Origin of the sequence: Sandarakinorhabdus sp., from assembly GCF_040398665.1 — a bacterium.
Taxonomy (GTDB): domain Bacteria; phylum Pseudomonadota; class Alphaproteobacteria; order Sphingomonadales; family Sphingomonadaceae; genus Sandarakinorhabdus.
Window position 1 is genome coordinate 86,796 of record NZ_JBBATQ010000008.1, and the last position, 22,516, is coordinate 109,311.

Annotated in this window: 27 protein-coding genes and 1 tRNA gene; 13 read left to right on the forward strand and 15 right to left on the reverse strand. The window is 66.7% G+C overall.

Annotated elements, in window-relative coordinates; all coding sequences use genetic code 11:
• Positions 1-54: 54 nt before the first annotated feature.
• The 9 genes from ihfB (at position 55) to ABWP22_RS11290 (ending at position 6,375) form a co-directional block, all read left to right on the forward strand.
• A complete protein-coding gene (gene ihfB / locus ABWP22_RS11250; RefSeq protein ID WP_502951117.1) occupies positions 55-366 on the forward strand; it encodes an integration host factor subunit beta in 312 nt (103 codons plus the stop codon).
• A gap of 61 nt (positions 367-427) precedes the next feature.
• Positions 428-513, forward strand: a tRNA-Leu gene (locus ABWP22_RS11255).
• Positions 514-870: 357 nt separating this feature from the next.
• Positions 871-1,527 carry a Tim44/TimA family putative adaptor protein gene (locus tag ABWP22_RS11260; RefSeq protein ID WP_353200071.1) on the forward strand — a complete coding sequence of 219 codons (657 nt, stop codon included), beginning with the start codon at positions 871-873 and terminating at the stop codon, positions 1,525-1,527.
• A gap of 30 nt (positions 1,528-1,557) precedes the next feature.
• The gene (gene mltA / locus ABWP22_RS11265) at positions 1,558-2,745 is read left to right on the forward strand and encodes a murein transglycosylase A (protein ID WP_502951118.1); all 1,188 of its coding nucleotides are present in this window, start codon (positions 1,558-1,560) and stop codon (positions 2,743-2,745) included.
• Positions 2,745-3,275: a Smr/MutS family protein gene (locus tag ABWP22_RS11270; protein WP_353200073.1), complete on the forward strand. Its 531-nt coding sequence runs from the start codon at positions 2,745-2,747 to the stop codon at positions 3,273-3,275. The genes mltA and ABWP22_RS11270 overlap by 1 nt, the downstream gene beginning before the upstream one ends.
• Before the next feature lie 111 nt (positions 3,276-3,386).
• The gene (locus tag ABWP22_RS11275; protein WP_353200074.1) at positions 3,387-4,163 is read left to right on the forward strand and encodes an enoyl-CoA hydratase; all 777 of its coding nucleotides are present in this window, start codon (positions 3,387-3,389) and stop codon (positions 4,161-4,163) included.
• The gene (locus tag ABWP22_RS11280; protein ID WP_353200075.1) at positions 4,160-5,467 is read left to right on the forward strand and encodes a cytochrome P450; all 1,308 of its coding nucleotides are present in this window, start codon (positions 4,160-4,162) and stop codon (positions 5,465-5,467) included. Before ABWP22_RS11275 ends, ABWP22_RS11280 begins: the two co-directional genes overlap by 4 nt.
• Positions 5,464-5,895 (forward strand): acyl-CoA thioesterase, encoded by a 432-nt coding sequence (locus tag ABWP22_RS11285; protein WP_353200076.1) that lies wholly within the window; start codon positions 5,464-5,466, stop codon positions 5,893-5,895. The genes ABWP22_RS11280 and ABWP22_RS11285 overlap by 4 nt, the downstream gene beginning before the upstream one ends.
• 33 nt (positions 5,896-5,928) lie before the next feature.
• Entirely contained in the window at positions 5,929-6,375 is a 447-nt protein-coding gene (locus tag ABWP22_RS11290; RefSeq protein ID WP_353200077.1) for a peptidylprolyl isomerase, read from the forward strand.
• 126 nt (positions 6,376-6,501) lie between these two features.
• Here ABWP22_RS11290 and ABWP22_RS11295 read toward each other — a convergent pair whose 3' ends face one another.
• Genes ABWP22_RS11295 through metX form a run of 3 tightly spaced genes read right to left on the reverse strand, consistent with a single transcriptional unit; the run spans position 6,502 to position 8,606 of the window.
• Positions 6,502-6,885 carry a DUF1905 domain-containing protein gene (locus ABWP22_RS11295; protein ID WP_353200078.1) on the reverse strand — a complete coding sequence of 128 codons (384 nt, stop codon included), beginning with the start codon at positions 6,883-6,885 and terminating at the stop codon, positions 6,502-6,504.
• A gap of 15 nt (positions 6,886-6,900) precedes the next feature.
• Positions 6,901-7,494, reverse strand: coding sequence for a methionine biosynthesis protein MetW (gene metW / locus ABWP22_RS11300; protein ID WP_353200079.1), 594 nt, complete (start codon positions 7,492-7,494; stop codon positions 6,901-6,903).
• Positions 7,491-8,606: a homoserine O-acetyltransferase MetX gene (metX, locus tag ABWP22_RS11305; protein WP_353200080.1), complete on the reverse strand. Its 1,116-nt coding sequence runs from the start codon at positions 8,604-8,606 to the stop codon at positions 7,491-7,493. Before metX ends, metW begins: the two co-directional genes overlap by 4 nt.
• Before the next feature lie 63 nt (positions 8,607-8,669).
• On the opposite strand from metX, the gene hisC reads away from it, so the two are divergent.
• Together hisC and ABWP22_RS11315 are read left to right on the forward strand one after the other, a co-directional pair.
• A complete protein-coding gene (hisC, locus tag ABWP22_RS11310) occupies positions 8,670-9,788 on the forward strand; it encodes a histidinol-phosphate transaminase (protein WP_353200081.1) in 1,119 nt (372 codons plus the stop codon).
• The gene (locus tag ABWP22_RS11315; protein ID WP_353200082.1) at positions 9,788-10,693 is read left to right on the forward strand and encodes a prephenate/arogenate dehydrogenase family protein; all 906 of its coding nucleotides are present in this window, start codon (positions 9,788-9,790) and stop codon (positions 10,691-10,693) included. Before hisC ends, ABWP22_RS11315 begins: the two co-directional genes overlap by 1 nt.
• A gap of 93 nt (positions 10,694-10,786) precedes the next feature.
• On the opposite strand, the gene ABWP22_RS11320 is transcribed toward ABWP22_RS11315, so the two are convergent.
• The 8 genes from ABWP22_RS11320 to fabD form a co-directional block, all read right to left on the reverse strand.
• Complete coding sequence (locus tag ABWP22_RS11320; RefSeq protein ID WP_353200083.1) at positions 10,787-11,782, reverse strand: hypothetical protein; 996 nt, start codon at positions 11,780-11,782, stop codon at positions 10,787-10,789.
• The gene (locus ABWP22_RS11325; RefSeq protein WP_353200084.1) at positions 11,779-12,537 is read right to left on the reverse strand and encodes a lysophospholipid acyltransferase family protein; all 759 of its coding nucleotides are present in this window, start codon (positions 12,535-12,537) and stop codon (positions 11,779-11,781) included. The genes ABWP22_RS11320 and ABWP22_RS11325 overlap by 4 nt, the downstream gene beginning before the upstream one ends.
• Complete coding sequence (locus ABWP22_RS11330; protein ID WP_353200085.1) at positions 12,537-13,172, reverse strand: YdcF family protein; 636 nt, start codon at positions 13,170-13,172, stop codon at positions 12,537-12,539. The genes ABWP22_RS11325 and ABWP22_RS11330 overlap by 1 nt, the downstream gene beginning before the upstream one ends.
• Complete coding sequence (mltG, locus tag ABWP22_RS11335; protein WP_353200128.1) at positions 13,169-14,134, reverse strand: endolytic transglycosylase MltG; 966 nt, start codon at positions 14,132-14,134, stop codon at positions 13,169-13,171. Before mltG ends, ABWP22_RS11330 begins: the two co-directional genes overlap by 4 nt.
• An 11-nt stretch (positions 14,135-14,145) precedes the next feature.
• On the reverse strand, positions 14,146-15,408 hold the full coding sequence (fabF, locus tag ABWP22_RS11340) for a beta-ketoacyl-ACP synthase II (protein ID WP_353200086.1): 1,263 nt from the start codon (positions 15,406-15,408) through the stop codon (positions 14,146-14,148).
• A gap of 216 nt (positions 15,409-15,624) precedes the next feature.
• Positions 15,625-15,864, reverse strand: a complete 240-nt coding sequence (locus tag ABWP22_RS11345) for an acyl carrier protein (RefSeq protein ID WP_353200087.1) — start codon at positions 15,862-15,864, stop codon at positions 15,625-15,627.
• A gap of 367 nt (positions 15,865-16,231) precedes the next feature.
• Positions 16,232-16,972, reverse strand: a complete 741-nt coding sequence (gene fabG, locus ABWP22_RS11350) for a 3-oxoacyl-[acyl-carrier-protein] reductase (RefSeq protein ID WP_353200088.1) — start codon at positions 16,970-16,972, stop codon at positions 16,232-16,234.
• Between the two features lie 88 nt (positions 16,973-17,060).
• Positions 17,061-17,996: an ACP S-malonyltransferase gene (gene fabD / locus ABWP22_RS11355; RefSeq protein WP_353200129.1), complete on the reverse strand. Its 936-nt coding sequence runs from the start codon at positions 17,994-17,996 to the stop codon at positions 17,061-17,063.
• Between the two features lie 259 nt (positions 17,997-18,255).
• On the opposite strand from fabD, the gene ABWP22_RS11360 reads away from it, so the two are divergent.
• Entirely contained in the window at positions 18,256-19,353 is a 1,098-nt protein-coding gene (locus ABWP22_RS11360) for a hypothetical protein (RefSeq protein ID WP_353200089.1), read from the forward strand.
• Positions 19,354-19,413: 60 nt separating this feature from the next.
• Here ABWP22_RS11360 and ABWP22_RS11365 read toward each other — a convergent pair whose 3' ends face one another.
• Positions 19,414-20,061 carry a superoxide dismutase gene (locus ABWP22_RS11365; RefSeq protein ID WP_353200090.1) on the reverse strand — a complete coding sequence of 216 codons (648 nt, stop codon included), beginning with the start codon at positions 20,059-20,061 and terminating at the stop codon, positions 19,414-19,416.
• Positions 20,062-20,096: 35 nt separating this feature from the next.
• Positions 20,097-20,270 (reverse strand): hypothetical protein, encoded by a 174-nt coding sequence (locus ABWP22_RS11370; RefSeq protein ID WP_353200091.1) that lies wholly within the window; start codon positions 20,268-20,270, stop codon positions 20,097-20,099.
• Between the two features lie 223 nt (positions 20,271-20,493).
• Here ABWP22_RS11370 and ABWP22_RS11375 point away from each other — a divergent pair, with 223 nt between their 5' ends.
• Entirely contained in the window at positions 20,494-21,477 is a 984-nt protein-coding gene (locus ABWP22_RS11375) for a hypothetical protein (protein WP_353200092.1), read from the forward strand.
• Between the two features lie 151 nt (positions 21,478-21,628).
• Here ABWP22_RS11375 and bfr read toward each other — a convergent pair whose 3' ends face one another.
• On the reverse strand, positions 21,629-22,108 hold the full coding sequence (gene bfr / locus ABWP22_RS11380; RefSeq protein WP_353200093.1) for a bacterioferritin: 480 nt from the start codon (positions 22,106-22,108) through the stop codon (positions 21,629-21,631).
• Between the two features lie 186 nt (positions 22,109-22,294).
• Entirely contained in the window at positions 22,295-22,468 is a 174-nt protein-coding gene (locus ABWP22_RS11385) for a (2Fe-2S)-binding protein (protein WP_353200094.1), read from the reverse strand.
• Positions 22,469-22,516 lie beyond the last annotated feature (48 nt).

A 22,516-nucleotide genomic window follows, 5' to 3' on the forward strand; every position in this document is an offset into this window, starting at 1 on the left:
CTGGCACCTTGACCGGCGGCTCGGTTGCAATAAGCTGGCGCAAAAAATCATGGGGTGGCGCGTGTGCGCCAAACGGGGAACAGCAGCATGATCCGGTCTGAACTGGTTGCCGTCATTGCCGAAGCGAATCCGCATCTGACCATTCGTGATGTGGAACAGATCGTTGCCACCGTGTTTGACGAAATCACCGATGCGCTGGCGCAGGGCCGCCGCGTGGAACTGCGCGGCTTTGGTGCCTTTTCCACCCGCGCCCGCGATGCCCGCACCGGGCGCAACCCGCGCACCGGCGATGCCGTCAAGGTCGATGCCAAACGCGTCCCCTATTTCAAGCCCGGCAAGGAATTGCGGGAACGGCTGAACGGCTGACACGCCGCTCAACACCGGCTAAGAGACGCTTCGTGGGCGGGCGCTATTGATGCCCCGCATTGCGGGCGTGGCGGAACCGGTAGACGCAGCGGACTTAAAATCCGCTTTCCCCTGGAAGTGCGGGTTCGAGTCCCGCCGCCCGCACCATGTTTTTCGCGCGATGCCGCCCACCAACCCATCGCGATTTGTCGCGCGATGCCGCCCACCAACCCATCGCGATTTGTCGCGCGATGCCGCCCGCCAACCCATCGCGCGGTCAGGCGCGGCAACAGCGCCGACCCGCGCGGCCCGCAAGCCCCCGCCACCACTGGCCAGGGCCTGCGGGTGTTTTCCCCATTGCCGTCATTGCCGCATTGGCTTGCATAAACGCGCGCAAAGGCCGATTATCACAGATGAGCAATCGCATGCCGTGAATGATTCTGCGGATTGCACGCGCCGTGTTAAACAGACATGGTGCGATATTGCGTTTATACTGCCGCCGCTTTGGCTGGCTGAGGAATGATGATGTCCGACGGGAATGCGTGGATCGAAATCGTGCTGCTGGCAATGCTGGCCGCGTTCATCGGTCTGCGGCTGGTGTCGGTGCTTGGCAAGCGCACCGGGCAGGAGCGGCCGATCGGTGACAGTTTCCGCCCCAGCACCGAAGTGGTGCCGGCCCCGCGCCGGGAAGCCGATCGCCCGGTGCGTGGCCGCCTGGTGCTGCCCGCCGGCACCGATGCCGCGCTGCAACCGATCCTGGAAGACATTGCCGCGGCCGATATCGGGTTCGCGCCGGAAAAATTCCTCGATGGCGCGCGCTTTGCCTATGGCATGATCCTGGAAGCCTTCTGGTCCGGCAATCTCGGCTCGCTGCACGGCCTTGCCTCCGATGAAGTGCTCGACAATCTGGGCGCGGCCATCGATGCCCGCGGCGCGGCGCGGCTTGGCAACACGCTGGTCGCCGTCGATGCGGCCATCATCCACGGCGCCGATCTGGTTGGCACCATGATCGAGATGACGGTGCGTTTTTCGGCCCGGGTATCGACCGCCGACGGCGAAACCGAAAGCCATGATCTGTGGACATTCAGCCGGCTGGCCGGCAGCCCCGATCCGGCCTGGGTGCTGATTGCCACCGACAATGAAGCCGACAGCAGCGACATGCTGCCTGACCATCTCGACTGACCACCGGCCGCAAGGCAGGGTGAAAGGATGATGCGCCAGACCATAGCGCTGGCCACGTTGTTGTTGCTTGCGGCCTGTGCCGGCAAGCGCGAGCGGCCGGCAACGCCGCCAGCCCCACCGACCATGCCGGCGGCGGCCGTTCCCGCACCAGTCCCGCCCGCCACGCCGGCCCGCGCCGCCGATGCCGGTGCAGCCCGCATCGAGTTGTCAACCCTGCCCGATGCCGTGGCCGCGCTCACCGCCTTCCGCCGCTCCTGCCCCGCCCTGCTGCGCCGCGAAGACCTGTCGGGCCTGACCACAACCGCTGATTGGCAAGCGGCCTGCGCGGCGTCCGCCAGCGTCGCGCCCGGCGCCGAAGCCGGCTTTTTCCAGCTATATTTCACCGCCGTTGCCGTGACCGGCGGCGACGGCTTTGCCACCGGCTATTATGAACCCGAAATCGCCGCCAGCCGTACCCGCGCGCCCGGTTACGACGTGCCGATCTACCGCCGGCCGCCCGATCTGATCGATGTGCCGCTGGGCGATTTCGCCGCCAGCCTGAAGGGCCGCACCGTGCGCGGCCGGGTGCAGGGCAACCGGCTGGTGCCCTATGCCAGCCGCGCCGAGATCAGCGCCGGTGCGCTCGCCGGTCGTGGCCTTGAACTGGCGTGGGCGGCCGATCCCTACGAGGCATTTTTCCTGGAAATCCAGGGCAGCGGCCGCCTGCGCCTGCCCGATGGCGAGGTGCTGCGCATCGGCTATGACGGGCAGAACGGCCGTGACTATCTGGCGATCGGCCGGCTGCTGATCGAACAGGGCCGGCTGGAACGCGGCAAGGCCAGCATGGTGCAGATCCTCGCCTGGCTGCGGGCCAATCCGGCCGAGGCGCCCGCCGTGCTCGACGCCAATGGCTCGAAGATCTTCTTTCGCATCCTGACCGGCGAAGGCCCGATCGGCGCGCTGAATGTGCCGGTGACGCCGCGCGTGAGCGTCGCGGCCGATCCGGCGTTCATTCCGCTTGGCGCGCCGCTGTTGGTGGATACGGTGCTGACCCGCAGCGGCGAGGCCTTCACGGCCCTGATGGTGGCACAGGATACCGGCGGGGCGATCAAGGGCGCCAACCGAATCGATCTCTTCCTGGGCGCCGGTGCCGACGCGGCGGCCACCGCCGGCGCGCAATCCGCGCGTGCACGGATCATCCTGCTGATCCCGACCAGCGCCGCCGCGCGCCTGCCCTGATGCGTCGGCTGAGCGCCCACGAACGCGCGCTGTGGGCGCGGGTGGCAGCCAGCGTGAAGCCCCTGCCCGGCCGCGAAATGCCGAAATTGCCCGCCGCGCCCGCGCCGGTCGCCACCGCAGAGCCGCCACCCGCGGCAAAGACCCCGCCCAGCCCGTCACGGCGTCCGCCCGCAGCACCGGCCGCCAAAGCAAAAGCCCCACACCCGCTCGGCGCGACACTGGATGGCAGTTGGGATCGCCAGATCGCCCGGGGTCGCCTGGCACCCGATCGCGTCGTCGATCTGCACGGCCACACGCTGGCCACAGCGCACGGCGTGCTGGCCAGCGCCATCCTGGCCGGCGATGGCGCGCGCGTCATATTGGTCATCACCGGCAAGGGCCGCCCGGACCGCCCGGCGCGCATCCGCGATGAACTGATGCACTGGCTGGATCGCCCCGATCTGCGCCCGCACGTCGCCTCCCTGCGCGGGGCCCACCCGCGCCATGGCGGCGGCGGCGCATTCTACATCATTTTGCGCCGGGGAAAGTGACAGCCCTATCGCCAATTGCAGTCGGCGCGGCCGTCACAAGCCTCTAACGATAATGGCGCTCAACGCCCTTCCCCTTGCGGGGACGGCGTGGCCTTGCGCAGGAGAATCGACATGAGCGAAGATGTGGTGCTGGTCAGCCGCGACGGCCCGGTGGCAATCGTCACCCTCAACCGGCCGCAGGCGATGAACGCACTCAGCGCCGCGCTGCGCCGCGCGCTTGCAGCGACGTTCCGCGACCTGGAGGCTGATGACAGCGTGCGCGCCATCGTGCTCACCGGCGCCGGCACACGGGCGTTCACCGCCGGGCTCGATCTGAAGGAACTCGGGCAACAGGGCCTGGGCGCCGCGAACGCCGAAGGGCCGGATGACAATCCGGTGAAAGCCATCGAGCAGACCGGCAAGCCGGTGATCGGTGCCATCAACGGCGTGGCCATCACCGGTGGCTTCGAGGTCGCGCTGGCCTGCGACGTGCTGATCGCATCGCAGAACGCCCGTTTTGCCGATACGCATGCGCGGGTGGGCATCATGCCGGGCTGGGGCCTCAGCCAGAAGCTCTCCCGGCTGATCGGCCCGTATCGCGCCCGCGAACTGTCGCTGTCCGGCAATTTCCTCGATGCTGCCACCGCCGAGCGCTGGGGGCTGGTGAACCGGGTCGTGCCGGCGGACGAATTGCTGCCGGCCGCGGTCAAGCTGGCGCACGACATGGCCAGCATCGCGCCGGAATTTTCAAGGACGTACAAACGGTTGATCGGCGACGGCTATGCGCTGCCGTTCGGCGAGGCGATGGCATTGGAGAATTCGCGCTCCACCGCCGCCAACGCCCGCGTATCGGCCGCCGATGTGGAGGCCGCACGCGGCCAGGTGCAAGAACGGGGACGCAGCCAATGACCGCCATGCCATTCCAAGGTTTCAACAGCGACACTATCGACGACATGCTGGTCAACCCGGCCGCCTATGCCGACGAAACCATCCATGACGCCTACACCACGCTGCGCCGCGACGATCCGGTGCACTGGACCCAGCCCACCGGCTTCCGACCGTTCTGGTCGATCACAAGGCACGCCGATATCGTGGCGATTTCCAAGGCCAATGATCGCTTCATCAACCGGGAACGCACCTATATCTCGCCCGTCGAGGCCGAAGACTGGGTGAAGGCCACCACCGGCGACACGCATCTGTTCCGCACGCTGGTTGATCTCGACGATCCGCTGCACATGAAATTGCGGCGCATCACCAACACATGGTTCATGCCGCAGAATCTGCGCGCGCTGGAACCGCGCATCGCCGGCATCGCCAAGGCGCATGTCGATCGCATGGCGGCGCTGGGCGGCACCTGCGATTTCGTGAACGAGGTCGCGCTCTGGTATCCGCTGCGGGTAATCATGATGATCCTGGGCCTGCCCGACGCCGACGAGAACCGCATGCTGCAGATGACGCAGGAGATTTTCGGCCCGCAGGACCCGGATGTGGTGGCGCGCAGCCGCATCATCACGCAGGGTTCGGGCAACCCTGAAGCCTCCGGCAATCCCCAGATCGATCTGTTCGCGCTGGTGCAGCAGTTCTTCGTCTATTTCGGGGAGGTGATCCAGGATCGCCGCGCCAACCCGCGCGACGATCTGGCGACCGTGATCGCACAAGGCACGGTGGATGGCGAACCCATCGGCCTGCACGAAGCGGTCAGCTATTACGCGATCACGGTCACCGCCGGCCATGACACCACCAGCAGCAGCGCGTCGGGCGGGCTGTTGCAACTGATCCGCAAACCCGCCGAGATGGCCAAGCTGAAGGCCGATCCGGCGCTGATCCCGCAAGCGGTGGAAGAAATGATCCGCTGGGTGACGCCGGTGAAGCATTTCATGCGCACCTGCACCCAGGATACCGAAATCGGCGGCAAGACCATCAAGGCCGGCGATGGCGTCGCCTTGTTCTATTGGTCGGGCAACCGCGACGAGACGGTGTTCGATGACCCGTTCAGTTTCAAGGTCGACCGCGCCGCCAACCCGCAGACCGCGTTCGGCAATGGTGTCCACCAATGCCTGGGCCTGCATCTGGCGCGCATGGAAATCCGCGCCTTGTTCGCCGAACTGCTGCCACGGCTGGACGAGATCGCCCTGACCGGCGAGCCGAAGAACAGCATCGCCAATTTCGTCTCCGGCCTGAAGACCCTGCCGGTGCGGTACAGCTTGCGATGAGAGGTGATCCGGGCCGGCTGCTGGCCGAAACCTATCCGGCACGGCTCGATCTGCCGACGCGCTTTGGCGACATGGATGCCAACGGCCATCTCAACAATGTTGCCATCGCGCAACTGTTCGAAGAGGCGCGCGTGCAGTTCAACACCGGCACGGCCAGGCTGTTCGCGGGGCCACGCCCGCGCTTCATGGTCGCGCATGTCGGCATCGATTATCTGGCGGAAGGCCATTATCCGCACGCCGTGGCGCTGATGCTGGGCGTGTCGCACATCGGCACCTCCAGTTTCCGCATGGCGATGGCGGCGTTCCAGGCGGAGCGCTGCATTGCCCTGTCCGATGCCGTGCTGGTGGTGCGCGGGCCCGATGGCGGCGCAGCACCGTTGCCGGCGATCCTGCGGGAACGGCTTGAGGCGCATCGCTTGCTCGGCTAAGGCCGCTTCCTTTCCCCCATCCGGAGACTGACCATGGCCGACACGCTCACCCTCACCCTGGAAACCGGCGATGTCGTCATCCGCCTGCGCAACGATCTGGCCCCCGGCCATGTCGAGCGCATTGCCGGCCTCGCCAACGAAGGCTTTTACGACGGTGTGGTCTTCCACCGCGTCATCCCCGGCTTCATGGCGCAGGGCGGCTGCCCCAAGGGCACCGGCACCGGCGGTTCGAAACTGCCCGATCTGAAGGCGGAATTCTCGGCCGAACCGCATGTGCGCGGCGTCTGCTCGATGGCCCGCACCAGCGCGCCGAACAGCGCCAACAGCCAGTTCTTCATCTGCTTCGACGATGCGCGCTTCCTCGATCGCCAGTACACGGTGTGGGGCGAAGTGACGTCGGGCATGGAGCATATCGATGCTCTGCCCAAGGGCGAACCGCCGCGCAGCCCCGGCAAGATCATCACCGCGCGCGCCGCCTAAGCGGGTCGATACAAGAACCAAGTCATGCTGGCGCAAGCCAGCATCCACCGTGCCGCCGGGCCCTTGCCCCACCGTGGATGCTGGCTTGCGCCAGCATGACTTGTTCTGTTTGGTGACCGCTGCGCTTCAAAGCGACAGTTCCACCGTCACCACATCACCCTCCCCCACGCCTTCCTTCTTGCGCACCGCGGCCTTGAACGGCAGCAGATAACCGCCGGCCTCCTTGGACGGGAAAACGGACGTCTGCCATAATGTCCCGCCCAGCCGCACCTTCACATACACCGATCCCCACGCCGCCGTGCGCCCCGGTGCTGCTGCCTTGATGCCATCGGCCACCGCGCCGGTGATGGTGAGGAAATGCCACGACACCGGGCTGGGCTTGCCGTCCTGCACCTTGCCCTTCCAGATCCACAGCGGCCCGCTGAACGTCCAGTTGCGGCCCGTCGGCAGTTCATGGCCGAGCTCCTCGCGCAGGAAGCGGATCAGTTCGGGATCGAGGTCGGCGTCCATGTGCCGGACGATATCCTATCGCCGCAACACGAACACCCCGGTATCGCCGAGCAGATTCGGCCACAGCGCCACCGGCTTGCCGGCGCTCAGCGCGGTGCGGCCCTGCACGGTCAGGCCCATCGCCACCGCCAGCGCTTCGAAATCCGCGATGGTGCAGAAATGGATGTTGGGCGTTTCGTGCCAACTGATCGGCAGGCTGCGCGTCACCGGCATCTGCCCCGTCAGCGCCAGCATGGCGCGCACCCGCCAATGGCCGAAATTCGGGAAGGAGACCACGGCACAGCGCCCGATCCGCACCAGTTCGCGCAGCACCACCGCCGGCCGCTGCATGGCCTGCAATGTGTTGGACAGGATCACCACATCGAAGGCGGCATCGGGATAATCGGCCAGATCGGTATCGGCATCGCCCTGCACCACCGCCAGCCCGCGCCCCACCGCCGCCGCCACATCATTCGGATCAAGCTCGATGCCGCGGCCCTCCACGGCCTTGGTGTCGCGCAGCCAGGCCAGCAACTGCCCATCGCCGCAGCCGATATCCAATACGCGCGCGCCAGTCGGCACAGCCGCAGCCACGGCGGCCAGATCGGGGCGCAGATGCACCGGGGTCATGCGGTGAGAAACCCGTTGATGACGCGGTTCATGTCCGGCGCCTCAAGCAGGAAGGCGTCATGGCCGAAGGGGCTTTCCAGCTCCACGAAGGAGACCGGCGCGCCAGCGGCGTTGAGCGCGCGCACGATGCGGCGGCTTTCGGCGGTGGGATAAAGCCAGTCGGAGGTGAAGGAGACGAGACAGAAGCGGCTCTGCACGCCGGCAAAGGCGCGCGCCAGATTGCCGTCATGCGGCTCGGCCAGATCGAAATAGTCCATGGCGCGGGTGATATAGAGGTAGGAGTTGGCATCGAACCGCTCGACGAAGCTGAGGCCCTGGTGGCGCAGATAGGATTCGACTTGGAAATCCGCGTCGAAGCCGAACGACACCGCGTCGCGATTCTGCAGCCGGCGGCCGAATTTTTCGGTCAGCCCGGCTTCGGACAGATAGGTGATGTGTGCCGCCATGCGCGCCACGGCCAGGCCCGCCACCGGCGGCGCGTCGCCATAATCGCCGCCCTGCCACATCGGATCGGCCATGATCGCCTGCCGCCCGACTTCGTGGAAGGCGATATTCTGCGCCGAATGACGCGCCGCCGTGGCAATGGCCACCACCTTCTGCACGCGATCAGGGTGCCGCACCGCCCAGGTGAGCGCCTGCATGCCGCCCATCGAGCCGCCGATCACCGCCGCGAGGCGATCCACCCCCAGATGATCGAGCAGGCGGGCCTGGGCCGCCACCATGTCGGAAATGGTGATCACCGGAAAGCGCGAGGCATAGGGCCGGCCATCGCGCGGATCGATGCTCGATGGCCCGGTCGAACCCATGCAGCCGCCCAGCACATTGGCGCAGATCACGAACCAGTCTGCGGGGTCCACCGGCTTGCCGGGGCCGACGAGCCGTGTCCACCAGCCGGCCCTGGCGGTGCGCGGGTTGGGGCTGGCGACATATTGATCGAGTGTCAACGCATGGCAGATCAGCACGGCATTGCTGGCATTGGCGTTGAGGCGCCCATAGGTTTCATAGGCGATGGTGAGTTCGGGCAGCACCGCGCCGCCGGCCAGCGGAAAATCGCCGGCCAAGGTGACGCGGCGATCAAGACCAAAGCGGGATTGGGAATAATCGTCATCCATGCTGCGCCGCGCAATACTTGCGCAGGGGTGACTGTGCCAGCGATATTCGCTAACCGGGCCGACATGAGCCCTGCCACCGCTGCCGCACCCGTGATGAAGCCCTGGATCGAAGCCATGCACGCCTATGTGCCGGGCAAGGCCGGCGCTGGCGGCGTGGCCGTCGTGGCCAAGCTGTCCTCCAACGAAAACCCCTGGGGGCCCTCGCCGCTTGCCGTGGCGGCGATGCAGAATGTGGTGGCGCAGGGCCACCGCTACCCCGATCCGGCGAGCACGGCGCTGCGCGATGCACTGGGCGCGAAATTTGGCGTGGACCCGGCCCACATCATCTGCGGCACCGGCAGCGACGAGATATTGCACATGATCGCCAGCGCCTTTGCCGGGCCGGGCGACGAGATCATCCATGTGCGCCATGGCTTTGCCGTGTACGAAGGCGCGACGCGGCGGGTGGGGGCAACGCCGGTGGTGGTGCCGGATGTCGATTACGCCGCCGATATCGATGCGATATTGGCTGCGGTCACACCGCTGACCCGCATCATCTATCTGGCCAATCCCAACAATCCCACCGGCACGCTGCTGCCGGCCGCAGACATTCGCCGCCTGCATGCCGGGCTGCGCCGCGATGTGATCCTGGTGCTGGATTGCGCCTATGCCGAATTCGTCGAGGGCGATTATGAAGACGGCTTCACCTTGGCGCAGGCCGCGCCCAACCTGATCGTGACCCGCACCTTTTCCAAGATCCACGGCCTCGCCGCGCAGCGCGTCGGCTGGGCGGTGGCACCACTGGCGATCATCGCCGCGCTCGATCGCGTGCGCGGGCCGTTCAACGTCACCAGCACCGGCCAGGCGGCAGCAGTCGCCTCGCTGGGCGACGATGCGCATATCGCCATGGTGCGGGCCGAAACCATCCGCCTGCGTGGCTGGCTGGCCGGCGAGATCGCGGCGTTGGGCAACGCCGGCCTGCGCGCCATCCCATCGGCGTGCAATTTCCTGCTGGTGGAATTCCCGGAGGATGGTCCGGTCACGGCGGCGGCGGCCAACCAGCATCTGCTCGAATCCGGCATCATCTGCCGTTACCTGGCCGTGCAGGACATGCCGCGCTGCCTGCGCATCTCGATCGGCACCGAAGCCGAAACCCAGGCCGTCGCCGCCGCGCTGCGGGCCTTCGTCGGCAGCGCCGCCTGATGCTGCCGTTCGCGCGCGTCACCATCATCGGCATGGGCCTGATCGGCTCGTCACTGGCGCGCGCCGTGCGCACCGCCATGCCCACGGTGCGGTTGAGCGTGTCCGACGCGGACCCGCAGGTGCGCGCGCGTGTGGCAGAGCTCGATCTGGCCGATGATGTGGCCGACCATGCGGGCGCGGCAGTGGTCGATGCCGATCTGGTGATCCTGTGCGTGCCGGTCGGCGCGATGGCAGCGGTCGCCGCCGAAATCGCTGGCGAACTCGCCCCCGATTGCGTGGTCAGTGATGTCGGTTCGGTGAAGGAAAGCGTGGCGAAGGTGCTGGGCGATGCCCTGCCCGGCGTGCATGTCATCCCCGCCCATCCGGTGGCCGGCACCGAAAAATCCGGGCCGGATGCCGGCTTTGCCAACCTGTTCCGTGATCGCTGGTGCATCATCACGCCGCCGCCGCGTGCCGATGAAGTGATGGTCGAACGGCTGGCGGAGTTCTGGCGCCGGCTGGGCGCGCGGGTCGATCGGATGGACGCCGCCCACCATGATCGCGTGCTGGCCGTCACCAGCCATCTGCCGCACCTGATCGCCTATTCGATCGTCGGCACCGCCAGCGATCTGGAAGCCGTCACCCGCAGCGAGGTGATCAAATATTCCGCTGGCGGCTTCCGCGATTTCACCCGCATCGCCGCTTCCGATCCGGTGATGTGGCGCGACGTGTTCCTCAACAATCGCGAGGCGGTGCTCGAACTCTTGGGCCGCTTCACCGAAGATCTGGTCGCCCTGCAACGCGCCATCCGCTGGAGCGACGGCGACACGCTGGAAGCCCTGTTCACTCGCACCCGCGCCATCCGCCGCAGCATCATCGATGAAGGGCAGGATACCGACAAGACGGATTTTGGCCGCAACGATTAGACCCGATTGGGTTTTGATTGAAGCACGTCGCCGCCCTCGCCCTTGCGGGGATGGCGTTAATCGCTTCAATCTCGGCGCAATGTTCCTTGGGCTTCAGCGCAAGCGCGGGCACGCCGGCAACTGGCCACGGCGCGGGCGGGTGGCGAGATCGGCGGGCATGCCGCGCAGGGCCACGGCGTCGCCGGCGGGCAAAAGGCTTTCGATGGCCAGTTGCACGGGCGCACGCAGCCGTTGTTCGGCCGGCGGCACGATGCCCGCCAGCGCCGCCTGCACACTGATCGGGCAGACGGTGCGAACCGTGCCCGCCAGGCGCAATCCGCTGCCCACCGGCACCAGGCTGGCCGCCAGCGCAAACAATTCGCCGGTGGCATCGCGGCCGCTGATGGCCAGATCGACACTGCCGGTGCCTGCCCACGCGCGCCACGCCCGCAGCGGCGCGGCGCCACGCACGTTCGCTTCCCCGGCCAGGCTGATCGCCGCACCGGCCCCGATGCGCAGCCCCTGTGCGCCGATCACCAATTGCCCGCGCGGCGGCAGGCTGGGATCATTGGCGGCGGGGGTGCCCGCCGGTTCGATTTCGCGCGCGTGCAACTCGAGATTGTCGGCCTGGAATGAAGGGCCTTCGCTGGCCAACCCGACGCTTCCGCTGGCTCCCGGCAGCACGATCGACAGCCGCGCCAGCCTTGTCTGGCCGCGTGGGTCCCTGCTCAGCTTCAGGCTCGCCGTGCCCGCTGGCGCGGTGATTCGCGGCGACAGGCCAGGCAACGCCGCCGCCAGCACCAGCCCCTCCCCTTGCGCCACCGTCAATTCCGGCCGCCACGGCCCGCGATTGAGCCGCAACCGCTCGGCCGTCATGCGCACGTCCACCTCGCCATCATGGGCCAGCGATACGCCGGCCAGCTCGGTTTCCAGCCGATAGGGAAAGCCGCTCACGATCGGCGCTTGCCCCGGAAACCAGCCGGCCAGCGTGGTTTCGAACTGCGCCGCCCAACCGCGCCACAACTGGCCATAGACCGCCAGCCCGAGGATCAGCGGCAACAGTGCCAACAGCAACGGCCAGCGGCGCCCGCCGGCAATTTTTTCGGTCATGATGGTATCCGCAACGCATTGATGGCGGCATGCACCCGCGTTTCCACATCGGCGCGCGGCAAGCCGGGCGGGATCGATGCGCCAATCTTCATGTGCACGGTGCCGGGATATTTGATGAAGCGTTTCGGCCACACGCTGCCGCTGTCCAGCGCCACCGGCACCACCGGCAGTTTCAACATCTTGTACAGGCCGGCAAAACCGGCGGCCAGCGGCGGGGTATCACCCACTTCCACCCGCGTGCCTTCCGGAAAGATCACCACCGGGCGCCCCTGCGCCACCGCCGCCTGCGCCTGGCGCATCATCTCGCGCAGCATGCCGGCGGTGCCGGCGCGATTGACGAAGATCGATCCATGCCGCGCCGACGCCAGCCCCCAGATCGGGATGGCGCGCAATTCCTGCTTCATCACCACCGCTGGGCGGTGGAACCACCACAGGGTCAGGATCGCTTCCAGCGCGCTTTCATGTTTCAGGGCAAACAGTTGCGGCCCCGCTGGAATCTGGCCGTCGATCTCGATGCGCACCCCGGCCACCACGCGGCTGGTCAAGCGGAACCAGCCGGCCCACAATTGCGGCCCGATATAGAGCAGCGCACTGCCGGAACCCTTCGGCACGATCAGCCCCAGCAGCAGCGCCAGCGGCACCAGCACCAGCGATCCGCCCATGAAGGCGATCTGGAACAGGCAGGTGCGCACGAAGGCCAAGATGGTGGCCAGCACCGGCGGCGCATCCTGCTGAGCCAACAGGGCCCGTTCCATCAGGCCACGCCGGCCAGCAGCGCCGCACGGCGCAGCAGATATTTCGAATATTCAAACGCCAGGCTCGGCGCTTTCGGTTCCGACGGCACGCCGTCCTGCAGCACGATCACCGCGGCCGGCAGCACCCGCGCCAGTTCCAGCCGGGCGCGCGGCATGTGCGCCGCCGACGTCACCAGCCGGATCGACGTGAACTTGTGACTGGCCACCCAGCGCGCGGTTTCTTCGGCGTTGGAGCGTGTGTCGATGGCTTCATAGCCCAGATCGGTGGTGCGCAGCCGCCGCGTGGCCACGCCGAACGCCCCGGCCAGATCGCGCCGGCTGGTGTTGGCGCCCACGCCCGACACCAGCAGGCGCCGCGCCGATCCGGATTCGACCACCGCCAGCCCGCGCCGGAAGCGGCCAACCCCGCCCGTCAGCACCACCACACCATCGGTTCGCGCGGCAAGCGGTGCCGGGCCGGGCAGCGCCAGACTGAACCAGATCAGCCCCAGGCACCAGCCGAGCACCGGCAGCGCCGCAAGGCGGGCCACCCACAGCCAGACACCGGCCCGGCGCTTGCGGGCGCTGGCAGGGCGGAACGGCACCGGCCGACTGGTCCGATTCGAATTGGCGCGCAAGGCCGGCTTGCGGCTCACATCTCACCGCGCTGGCGGCGGATGGCGAACCAGCGCTGCACGTTGCGGTTCTGCTCGGCGAGCGTGGCGGCAAAGACATGGCCGCCGCTGCCATCAGCCACGAAATACAGCGCGTCGGTCGCGGCCGGATCGAGCACGGCGCGCAGGCTCGCCCGCCCCGGATTTGCGATCGGCCCGGCGGGCAGGCCGGGTTTCAGATAGGTGTTGTATCCGGTGTCGCGCCGCAATTCCGATTGGCGGATTCGGCGACCCAGCGGCTTGCCCCTGGTGATCGGATAGATCACCGTCGGATCGGCATCCAGCTTCATGCCGGTGCGCAGCCGATTGCTGTACACGCCCGCAATGGTCCGGCGCTCGCTGGCCTTGCCGGTTTCCTTTTCGACGATGCTGGCCAGGATCACCGCTTCGGCCGGGCTTTTCACCACGGCGCGGGCGCTGCGCTTTGGCCATTCTTCGGCCAGCGCCCTGGCCATCGCGGCCTGCATGCGCCCCAGCACGGCGGCGCGCGGTTCGCCCGATTCATACGCATAGGTATCGGGCAGGATGCTGCCTTCGCGCGGTGGCGCGATCGTGCCGGCCAGGCCGGGCAGGCCGTTCAGGCGCTCAGCCACCAGCACCGCGGGCCAGCCTTCGGGGATGGTGACCGCCTGACGTTCGGTGCGCCCCTGCTGCAGGGCCGATAGGATGTCGCGCCAGGCCATGCCCGCGGCCAGGCGATAGCGGCCGGCCTGCACCGGTGCGTCGCTGCCCAGCACGCGCGCCAGCACGCGGAACTGCCCTGCCGAATGGATGATGTGCTGGTGCTCCAGCGCGCGCGTCACTTTGCCCAGGCTGGCGCCATTTTCGACGATGAAAGGCTGCGGCTGGCCCAGCGATGCCCCCCAGCCGAACCACGGTGCCACGCCCAGCGGCAAACCCAGCAGCGCCAGCAGAAGCAGAAAGGCCAGGCCGGTGCGCCGCATCACTCACACCATCACACGCCGCGCATCACCAGCGTGGCATTGGTGCCGCCAAAGCCGAAGCTGTTGTTCAGCACGGCGCGGATGCGGCGGGGTTTGGCGACATGCGGGACCAGATCGATGCCGATGCAGGCTTCGGACGGGTTGTCCAGGTTGAGCGTCGGCGGGGCCACCTGGTCGCGCAGGGCAAGCAGGCAGAAGATCGCTTCAACCGCGCCGGCACCGCCGAGCAGGTGACCGATGGCGGATTTGGTGGACGACATCGACACATTGCCGACGGCATCGCCGAACAGCCGCCGCACCGCCCCCAGTTCCAATTCATCCCCCATCGGCGTGGAGGTGCCATGGGCGTTGATGTAATCAATGTCTTCCGGGTTCAGGCCGGCCCGTTTCAGCGCCATCGCCATCGATCGGAACGCGCCCGATCCTTCCGGATGCGGCGCCGTCACATGCCAGGCATCGCCGGTCAGGCCATAGCCGATGACCTCACCATAGATTTTCGCGCCGCGCGCCTTGGCGTGCTCATATTCTTCCAGCACGACCACGCCGGCGCCTTCGCCCATCACGAAACCGTCGCGGGCCTGATCCCACGGGCGGCTGGCGCGGGTGGGATCATCGTTGAAATTGGTCGAAAGCGCGCGGGCCTGGGCAAAACCGGCGATGCCGAGCGGGCACAGCGCGCTTTCGGCGCCGCCGGCCAGCATGACATCGGCATCATCCAGCGCAATCATGCGCGCCGCATCGCCGATGGCATGGGCGCCCGTGGAACAGGCCGTCACCACCGCATGATTCGGCCCCATCAGGCCGTATTTGATCGAAACCTGGCCCGAGATCAGGTTGATCAGCCGGCCATGCACGAAATGGGGGCTGACGCGGCGCGGGCCTTTTTCATGCAGCACGATCGATTCGGCTTCGATGCCCGGCAGCCCGCCAATGCCGCTGCCGATCGAGCAGCCGGCGCGGAAGCGCTGTTCCTCGGTCATGTCGGTCAGCCCGGCATCCTCGATGGCCTGGCCGGCGGCATCGATGCCGAAGATGATGAACGGATCGACCTGGCGCTGCACCTTGTAATCGACGCGCTTGTTGGCATCGAAGGTCATACCGGTGCCATCGCCGGGCTTTATTTCGCCGGCGATGCGGCAGGCCTGGTTGCTGGCATCAAAGCGGGTGATCGGGCCGATGCCGGATCGCGACGCCAGGATATTGGCCCAGATGGTTTCGACATCACTGCCCAGTGGGGTGACAAGACCCAGCCCGGTGACCACGACACGGCGCATTGGCGCTCCACTTCCTCTGTGTCCGGCCTGTGTGGGCCGGCACCCTGACTTATTCTCTCACAAGCGGCGGGCCAGCGCAAAACGGCCCTCCGCTCAAGCTGAGCGAAGGGCCGGAAATTCGCAGGCGGGGCTGCTGGCCGGCCCATCGCTGACGGTCCGGCCGATTACGCCGAACCGCCCACGCGGGTTGAACCGTGCCCTTGCCCGGGCCGATCATCAACCCTTGCTGTTTTCCGCGATGAACCCGATCGCATCAGCGACGGTGAGGATCTTTTCAGCAGCATCGTCGGGGATTTCCACGCCGAACTCTTCTTCGAACGCCATCACCAGTTCGACCGTATCGAGGCTGTCGGCGCCCAGATCATCGATGAAGCTGGCAGCTTCAGTGACCTTCTCGGCTTCCACGCCCAGATGCTCCACCACGATCTTCTTCACGCGCTCGGCGACGTCGCTCATGTTCATTCCCCTAGGTTACGGCGGTCATTCGCCGGTAGGTTGCTTGGCGGCGATAGCCCGATGGCGAAATTGTGGCAAGAGCGCAGCGCCGCGGGCGCGCGTGCCGCGCGCCGACAGACGCAAGCACGGCCGGGCGGGCGGCGCGCGTACCTGCGCGCCGCCCGCTTCGAACCCGGCCTTCGCCGGGGCAGGCTTGTGGCGCCGCCACGCTCTTTCTTGCGTTCTTCTTTTGACAAGTTTCAGCGGACCCGGCGGCTTTGCCGCCGGCCGCGCCCGCTGGGGCCAAAGTCAGGCCCAGCGGCACATCCCCACCCCCGGCCCGGCCCCTGAGCCGCAGGCGAGCGCAGCTCAACGGGAGGGGAGATGGTCACGGCATCACCATCCCGCCATTCACATGCAGCGTCTGCCCCGTCACATACGAAGCCTCCTTCGACGCCAGATACACCACGCCCGCGGCAATATCCTCGCCAGCACCAAGCCTTCCGGCCGGAATTCGCCCCGTCAACGCCTCTTTCTGCGCATCCGGCAGTGCATCGGTCATCGCCGACACGATGAAGCCCGGTGCCACGCAATTCACCGTGATGGCGCGCGACGCCAGTTCCTGCGCCAGCGCCTTGGACATGCCGATCAGGCCGGCCTTTGATGCGGCATAATTGGCCTGGCCGGGATTGCCGGTCACGCCGACCACGCTGGTGATGGCGATCAGGCGGCCAAAACGCTGCTTCATCATCGGGCGCGCGGCGGCGCGATACAGGCGGAAGGTGGCTTCGAGGTTGATGCGGATCACATCCGACCATTCCTCATCCTTCATGCGCATCGCCAAATTGTCGCGGGTGATGCCGGCATTGGCGACCAGGATGTCCAGCCGGCCGCCCAGCGCCTCGACTGCCTGGCCGACCAGCGCATCGACCGCGGCAGAATCGGACAGGTTGCAGGGCAGGATCACGGCATCGGGGCCACAGTCTGCCGCCACCGCCGCCAGCGCCTCGGCGCGCGTGCCCGACAGCGCGACGCGCGCGCCCCGCGCCGCCAGGGCGCGCGCGATGGCGCTGCCGATGCCACCCGAAGCGCCGGTCACCAGCGCGGTCATGCCTGTCAGATCGAACATTTTTCGAACTCCCTCATGTCACAACGGGCGCAAACCCCTCACCCCGCTCGCCTGCGGCGAGTCGCCCTCTCCCTCAAGGGGAGAGGGATCAAAGCGACTTCGCAATCGCCTCCAGGCCGGGCATGTCCACGGCGGTGATCGTCGGCACATCGGGCGTGATGCGGCGGATCATCGGGCCGAGCACCTTGCCGCCCAATTCGACAAAGCCGGTCACGCCCAGATCGGCCATCGCCAGCACCGATTCGCGCCAGCGCACCGTGCCGCACACCTGTTCCACCAGCAGGCGGCGAATATCGTCGGGATCGCTGACCACGGCGGCCGTCACATTCGCCACCAGGGCGACCTGCGGCGCATGCAGCGGCGCCGCCGCCAGCGCCTCGGCCATGGCGTCCGCCGCCGGCTGCATCAGCGCGCAATGGAACGGCGCCGACACGGGCAGCAACACCGAATGACGCGCGCCCTTGGCCTTGGCGAGGTTCATGGCGCGAGCCACCGCCTCGACATGGCCGGAAACCACCACCTGGCCATTGGCATTGTCGTTGGCCGCCGCACAGACCTGACCCTGCGCGGCCTCTGCTGCCAGGCCGGTCACGGTTTCGAAATCCAGCCCGAGCAGCGCCGCCATCGCGCCCACGCCAGGCGGCACCGCCGCCTGCATCGCCTGCCCGCGCAACCGCAACAGCCGCGCCGTATCGGCCAGGCCCAGGCTGCCGGCGGCGCACAGCGCCGTATATTCACCCAGCGAATGCCCGGCCACGAAGGCCGCCTTGTCGGCCAGCCTGATGCCGGCTTCGGCTTCCAGCACGCGCAGGCAGGCCATGCTCAAGGCCATGATCGCCGGCTGCGCATTGGCGGTGAGCGTGAGATCGTCCTCCGGCCCCTCCCACATCAGGCGCGACAGGCGGTCGCCCAAGGCCTCGTCCACTTCCTCGAAAACGGCGCGGGCGTGCGGGCTGGCGTTGGCCAGGGCCTTGCCCATGCCCACCGATTGGCTGCCCTGGCCCGGAAAGATGAAGGCGCGAATGGTCGGTCTCCCCAGCAATTTGGCCCCGCCTGGCCGCAATATTGCGTCGGCGGATAGGCGCTTCACTGCGCGCACGCAACCATTTGGCCATAATTTGGCCATGCTACGGCGATTTGCCCCGTTGCGCCGGCTTTTCAATTCGCTAAACGGTGAAGCTTGCTTTGGGAGGAAGCAAGGGGGATTCGGTGGCGTTGCGATGGCAGCGCGCACGCTCCTTGCAACTGACCAGGCCTGGGTCTGCAACAGCCAAGGAAGAACAATGCTGAAAACCGCCCGACTGTTGATTGTCGTTCCGCTGCTTGCCGCGGCCATGCCGGCCAGTGCCGCCGTGTCGCAGGCCGTCGGCAAGGCGCTGAATGCCGCCGCTGCCGCCGCCAAGTCGCGCAATGCCGCCGGGGTGGCCGCCGCCATCGGCCAGGCCCGCGCTGCATCATCCTCAGCCGAAGAAAAGCAGAAGACCGCGCAGATGGCCGGCTACGCCTTCACTGCGGTCGGCCGTTATGCCGAAGCGGCGGCCGCGCTGCAGGAAGTCGGTGCCCCGTGCAACCAGTTGGCGCCGCTCTATTATCAGGCCGGTCAGCTCGACAAGGCCGTCGGCATCGCCAAGGGCTGCGGCGGCGAAGGCATGCAGATCCTGGTCGCGCAGGTCTACACCCGCCAGGGTCGCCACAAGGATGCCATCGCCTCTTACAACAAGCTGATCGCCAGCAACGGCGCCAAGGCGATCTATCTGGAAAATCTCGCTGGCGCGCAGTACAAGTCCGGCGACAAGGCGGGCTATCTGGCGACCACGACCAAGCTGATCAAGGTCGATGCCTCGCCGGCGCGCTGGAAGGCGCTGCTCACCAATTTCCAGCAGACCAACATGCGTTCGGAATCAAAGCTGGCGCTGTATCACCTGATGTTCAGCACCGGCACGTTGGACCGCAAGGAAGATTATCACGATTTCGCCAAGCTGGCGCTGATGAACGGCCAGGCCGCCGTCGCCAAGGCCGCGCTCGACAAATCCGGCGTGACCAGCGATCCGATGGACCAGAAGCTTTCTGCGGCCGCCGGCAAGGCCGTCGCCAGCGAAGGCCCGGAAGCCGCGAAATTGTCCGCCGCGCCGGCCACCGCCTTCAAGGGCGGCAACGCCTGGCTGGGCCTGAACGAATATGGCAAGGCCATCACCGCCTATGACAAGGCCATTGGCGCGAACGGCGCCGATGCCGATTATGCGCGCGTGTTCAAGGGCATTGCCGCGGTGAAGGCCGGCCAGAAATCCGTGGCCATCGCCAGCTTCAAGGGTGTGCAGGAAAAGAGCGGCATGAAGGACATCGCCGATCTGTGGAGCCTCTACGCGTCCAGCCGCGGCTGAGCCTGTTCGCAGCAGAATTTGGGCCGCTGTGGGCAACCACGGCGGCCCGTTTCGTTTCGTTCACACCGGATATTGCCAGCCTTCATCATCGGCAATGGCGGCCGCAAATTGCGCTTCGGCGTGGCGCCAGTTGGCCAGATCACCCATGAACGCCTTCAGAAACGCGCCGCGATCGTTGCGCCAATCGATATAATAGGCGTGTTCCCACACATCACACACCAGCAATGGCATCACCGGCTGTTCGACCCACACCGGCAGCGCATCGTGGGTGGAACAGATCGACAAGGCGCCATCGGCATCGCTGACCAGCCAGACCCAACCCGATCCGAACTCCGCCGTGCCGGTCTTCACGAATTGCGCCGCCATGGCATCAAAGCCACCGAAATCCCGCGCCATCGCCTCGGCCAGCCCGCCGCCGGGCCGCGCATCGGACGGCATATCAGACGGGGGGGCCGCCAGGCTGGCCCAGAAGAAGCCGTGATTCCACGCCTGCCCCGCCGCGTCGAACAGCGCGACATTGTCGGCTTCATCGGCATTGTCGACGATGGTTTCCAGATCGGCATCGGCATCGTCGGTGCCGGCGATCAATTCGTTGGTCTTGGTGACATAGGCGGCAAAATGCTTGCCATGGTGATAGGCAAAGGTCTCGGCCGAGATGTGCGGGGCAAGCGCATCGGCGGCGAATGGCAGGGGCATCAGGGTGATCATGGACGTCCTTTCAGGGGCGGATAGAGCCCGACAGATCACCAACCACCCAAACCGGCCTTTGGCTCCCTGCGGCAAAGCCAGCCACGCCACTGGTCCCGCCAGGGACGCGAAAACAGCAATTCAAAGCCGCCGTTGGTGAAGCTGCTGGCGCCTGCCGGGCTGCCGAGTGCGACGAGCGTGCCGGCAAGTAAGATGGTTGCCAGCTTCACGGATCATCCTTTGGTGGCTGGGTTGAACCGGCACAGCGCCGCTGCACCCCCGATGTTTTCAGCAGACTGCGCGCCATTGCCGCGTGGCTTGCGCCCCGAAATGAGCAGCCACCGTCTGACAAATGTAAAATCCTTCACTATCCTATATCGTGACGTCATTTCTGGAGCACGAATGTCAGCGATCGCCCCCGATCAGGGTTCCGGATTTGACGGGGGGAAGGCGATGGCCCCGTCATTTGCGGCGCCTGACATCGCCCGGCTGCTGGCGCGGCACTTCATTGCTGCCGGCAGCCTGCGGGCAGCGCGCTGGCGCGCAACACTCGACCTCAACGCCACCACGCTGCTGATCGTGCACGTCGCGCTGGCTGCCAATCTCGCCCGCATCCGTCTCGATGATCCGGCCGGCGCCGGCCTCGCCGTCGATGACAACCGCCGCCGGCCGGTCAGCCTGATGAGCATTGCCGAATCGATGGGGATTCCGCACGAAACGATCCGCCGCCAGGCGCTCGATCTGCAACGGCGCGGCACGCTCCAGAAGCTTGGCTCCGGCTGGATCGTGCCGGCGACGCTGCTGACGTTGCCCCCCGGCAAGGCGCTTGTCGACGCCGATGCGGCGGCGCTGGTGGCGATCGTCGGCGATCTCGCCGGGCTCGGCTCGGCATCGGCGCAGGCCATCGATCCGGCAACGCTGCGGGCGCTGCCGCCGGATCTGGTCGCGAGAGTGTGGAACGAATTCGCGGTGCTGACGGCAGAGGCTGCCTCCGATATGTGCGGGTCGCTGCTGGGTTTCACCCTGTTCATCGCCATCATCCGCATGAATGTCGAACATATCAACGCCGATCCGGGACGCTCAAGCCGCCACGCCGCTGCGGACGCCATTCCCGACGATCGCGACCGCCTGCCTGCAAGCCTGCGGGCGCTGGCGCAGTCCGAACAACTGACTTATGCGACCGTACGGCGGCGCGTTTTGGCGCTGATCACGCGCGGCCTTGTGGAAAGCCGTGGGGGCGGCGTGATCGTTCCGGCACGGGTGCACGGCAGTGAAGCCATGGTGCGCAACGGCCTGCTCTACGTCCGGCGCATCGAAAAGCTGTTGGCCGATCTGAAACGGCTTTGCTGCGCAGCCGCGGCGCCGCGCGCCGGAATGGGCATCGCCCAGCGTGAAGATTGCCGCATGCCGAACCCGACGCTGCAACCACCCTTATGACGCGCTGGCGGCGCACGACCGGTGCGGTCAGCCGCTGCAACGCCGCACGCTCTGGGCCTTTTCGGCCTTGAACGACCGGCCCCAGAGGAGCGGCCGGATGGGGGTCTGGCGCAGCCGCCGTCCTGGCGGTGCCGTCAATTGCCGCTCGTCCTCACGCCGCCGCCGACTTCGATTGCAGCTGGATATAATTGTGCAGGCCCATCTGACTGATCATCGTCTGCTGGGTTTCGATGAAATCCACATGCTCTTCCTCGGCGCGCAGGATTTCGGCGAACAGGTCGCGCGACGGGTAATCGCGCACGCTTTCGCAATATTGGATGGCGTCGCGCAGCAGGGCGATGGCCTCGTGTTCAAGCTCCAGATCGGCTTGCAGCACTTCTTCCACGGTTTCGCCGACGCGCAGGCGGCCGAGCTGTTGCATGCCGGGGAAACCATCGAGGAAGAAGATGCGCTCGATCAACTTGTCGGCGTGCTTCATCTCGTCGATGGATTCATGCCGCTCATAATCGGCCAGGCGCTTGATGCCGAGATTGTCGAGCAGGCGGTAATGCAGCCAATATTGGTTGACCGCGGTCAACTCGCCCTTGAGCACGGCGTTGAGAAAATCGATGACCTTGGCGTCGCCCTTCATGGCGTGTCTCCTAAGTTGCTGCAGGAGTGATGCCATCCGATCTGGCGCACGTCAAGAAAAAGCGTGATATTTCCGATACTTGCTGGTGAAACGCACTCGCAGTAGCAGTGGGATATCGCCACAACCATCGTCGTCACCCCGTGCTTGACACGGGGTGACGAGCGTATTTGATCGTAATTGCCGCCCTCAGGCGAAGCTGCTGGCCTGGGCGACGACTTCGCGCGCAAACGGCAGGCACTGGCCACATTTCACCTTGGCGCCAAGCTGGGCATAGGCCGCGTGCGGGCAGGCCGTGCCGGCAGCGCGGGCGGCCTGCTTCACGTCGCGTTCCTTCAGGGCATTGCAGACACAGACGTACACGCCAATTCCCCACTCCGCCCGCTGACGATCCAGCGGCTGTTGAGACGC

Excerpts from the sequence above, each read along its gene's own strand:
- ABWP22_RS11260 (WP_353200071.1), top strand. The coding sequence starts at position 871 with ATGTCCGACGGGAATGCGTGGATCGAAATCGTGCTGCTGGCAATGCTG.
- mltA (WP_502951118.1), top strand. The coding sequence starts at position 1,558 with ATGCGCCAGACCATAGCGCTGGCCACGTTGTTGTTGCTTGCGGCCTGT.
- ABWP22_RS11270 (WP_353200073.1), top strand. The coding sequence starts at position 2,745 with ATGCGTCGGCTGAGCGCCCACGAACGCGCGCTGTGGGCGCGGGTGGCA.
- ABWP22_RS11275 (WP_353200074.1), top strand. The coding sequence starts at position 3,387 with ATGAGCGAAGATGTGGTGCTGGTCAGCCGCGACGGCCCGGTGGCAATC.
- ABWP22_RS11280 (WP_353200075.1), top strand. The coding sequence starts at position 4,160 with ATGACCGCCATGCCATTCCAAGGTTTCAACAGCGACACTATCGACGAC.
- ABWP22_RS11285 (WP_353200076.1), top strand. The coding sequence starts at position 5,464 with ATGAGAGGTGATCCGGGCCGGCTGCTGGCCGAAACCTATCCGGCACGG.
- ABWP22_RS11290 (WP_353200077.1), top strand. The coding sequence starts at position 5,929 with ATGGCCGACACGCTCACCCTCACCCTGGAAACCGGCGATGTCGTCATC.
- ABWP22_RS11295 (WP_353200078.1), bottom strand. The coding sequence starts at position 6,885 with ATGGACGCCGACCTCGATCCCGAACTGATCCGCTTCCTGCGCGAGGAG.
- metW (WP_353200079.1), bottom strand. The coding sequence starts at position 7,494 with ATGACCCCGGTGCATCTGCGCCCCGATCTGGCCGCCGTGGCTGCGGCT.
- metX (WP_353200080.1), bottom strand. The coding sequence starts at position 8,606 with ATGGATGACGATTATTCCCAATCCCGCTTTGGTCTTGATCGCCGCGTC.
- hisC (WP_353200081.1), top strand. The coding sequence starts at position 8,670 with ATGAGCCCTGCCACCGCTGCCGCACCCGTGATGAAGCCCTGGATCGAA.
- ABWP22_RS11315 (WP_353200082.1), top strand. The coding sequence starts at position 9,788 with ATGCTGCCGTTCGCGCGCGTCACCATCATCGGCATGGGCCTGATCGGC.
- ABWP22_RS11320 (WP_353200083.1), bottom strand. The coding sequence starts at position 11,782 with ATGACCGAAAAAATTGCCGGCGGGCGCCGCTGGCCGTTGCTGTTGGCA.
- ABWP22_RS11325 (WP_353200084.1), bottom strand. The coding sequence starts at position 12,537 with ATGGAACGGGCCCTGTTGGCTCAGCAGGATGCGCCGCCGGTGCTGGCC.
- mltG (WP_353200128.1), bottom strand. The coding sequence starts at position 14,134 with ATGCGGCGCACCGGCCTGGCCTTTCTGCTTCTGCTGGCGCTGCTGGGT.
- fabF (WP_353200086.1), bottom strand. The coding sequence starts at position 15,408 with ATGCGCCGTGTCGTGGTCACCGGGCTGGGTCTTGTCACCCCACTGGGC.
- ABWP22_RS11345 (WP_353200087.1), bottom strand. The coding sequence starts at position 15,864 with ATGAGCGACGTCGCCGAGCGCGTGAAGAAGATCGTGGTGGAGCATCTG.
- fabG (WP_353200088.1), bottom strand. The coding sequence starts at position 16,972 with ATGTTCGATCTGACAGGCATGACCGCGCTGGTGACCGGCGCTTCGGGT.
- ABWP22_RS11360 (WP_353200089.1), top strand. The coding sequence starts at position 18,256 with ATGCTGAAAACCGCCCGACTGTTGATTGTCGTTCCGCTGCTTGCCGCG.
- ABWP22_RS11365 (WP_353200090.1), bottom strand. The coding sequence starts at position 20,061 with ATGATCACCCTGATGCCCCTGCCATTCGCCGCCGATGCGCTTGCCCCG.
- ABWP22_RS11375 (WP_353200092.1), top strand. The coding sequence starts at position 20,494 with ATGGCCCCGTCATTTGCGGCGCCTGACATCGCCCGGCTGCTGGCGCGG.
- bfr (WP_353200093.1), bottom strand. The coding sequence starts at position 22,108 with ATGAAGGGCGACGCCAAGGTCATCGATTTTCTCAACGCCGTGCTCAAG.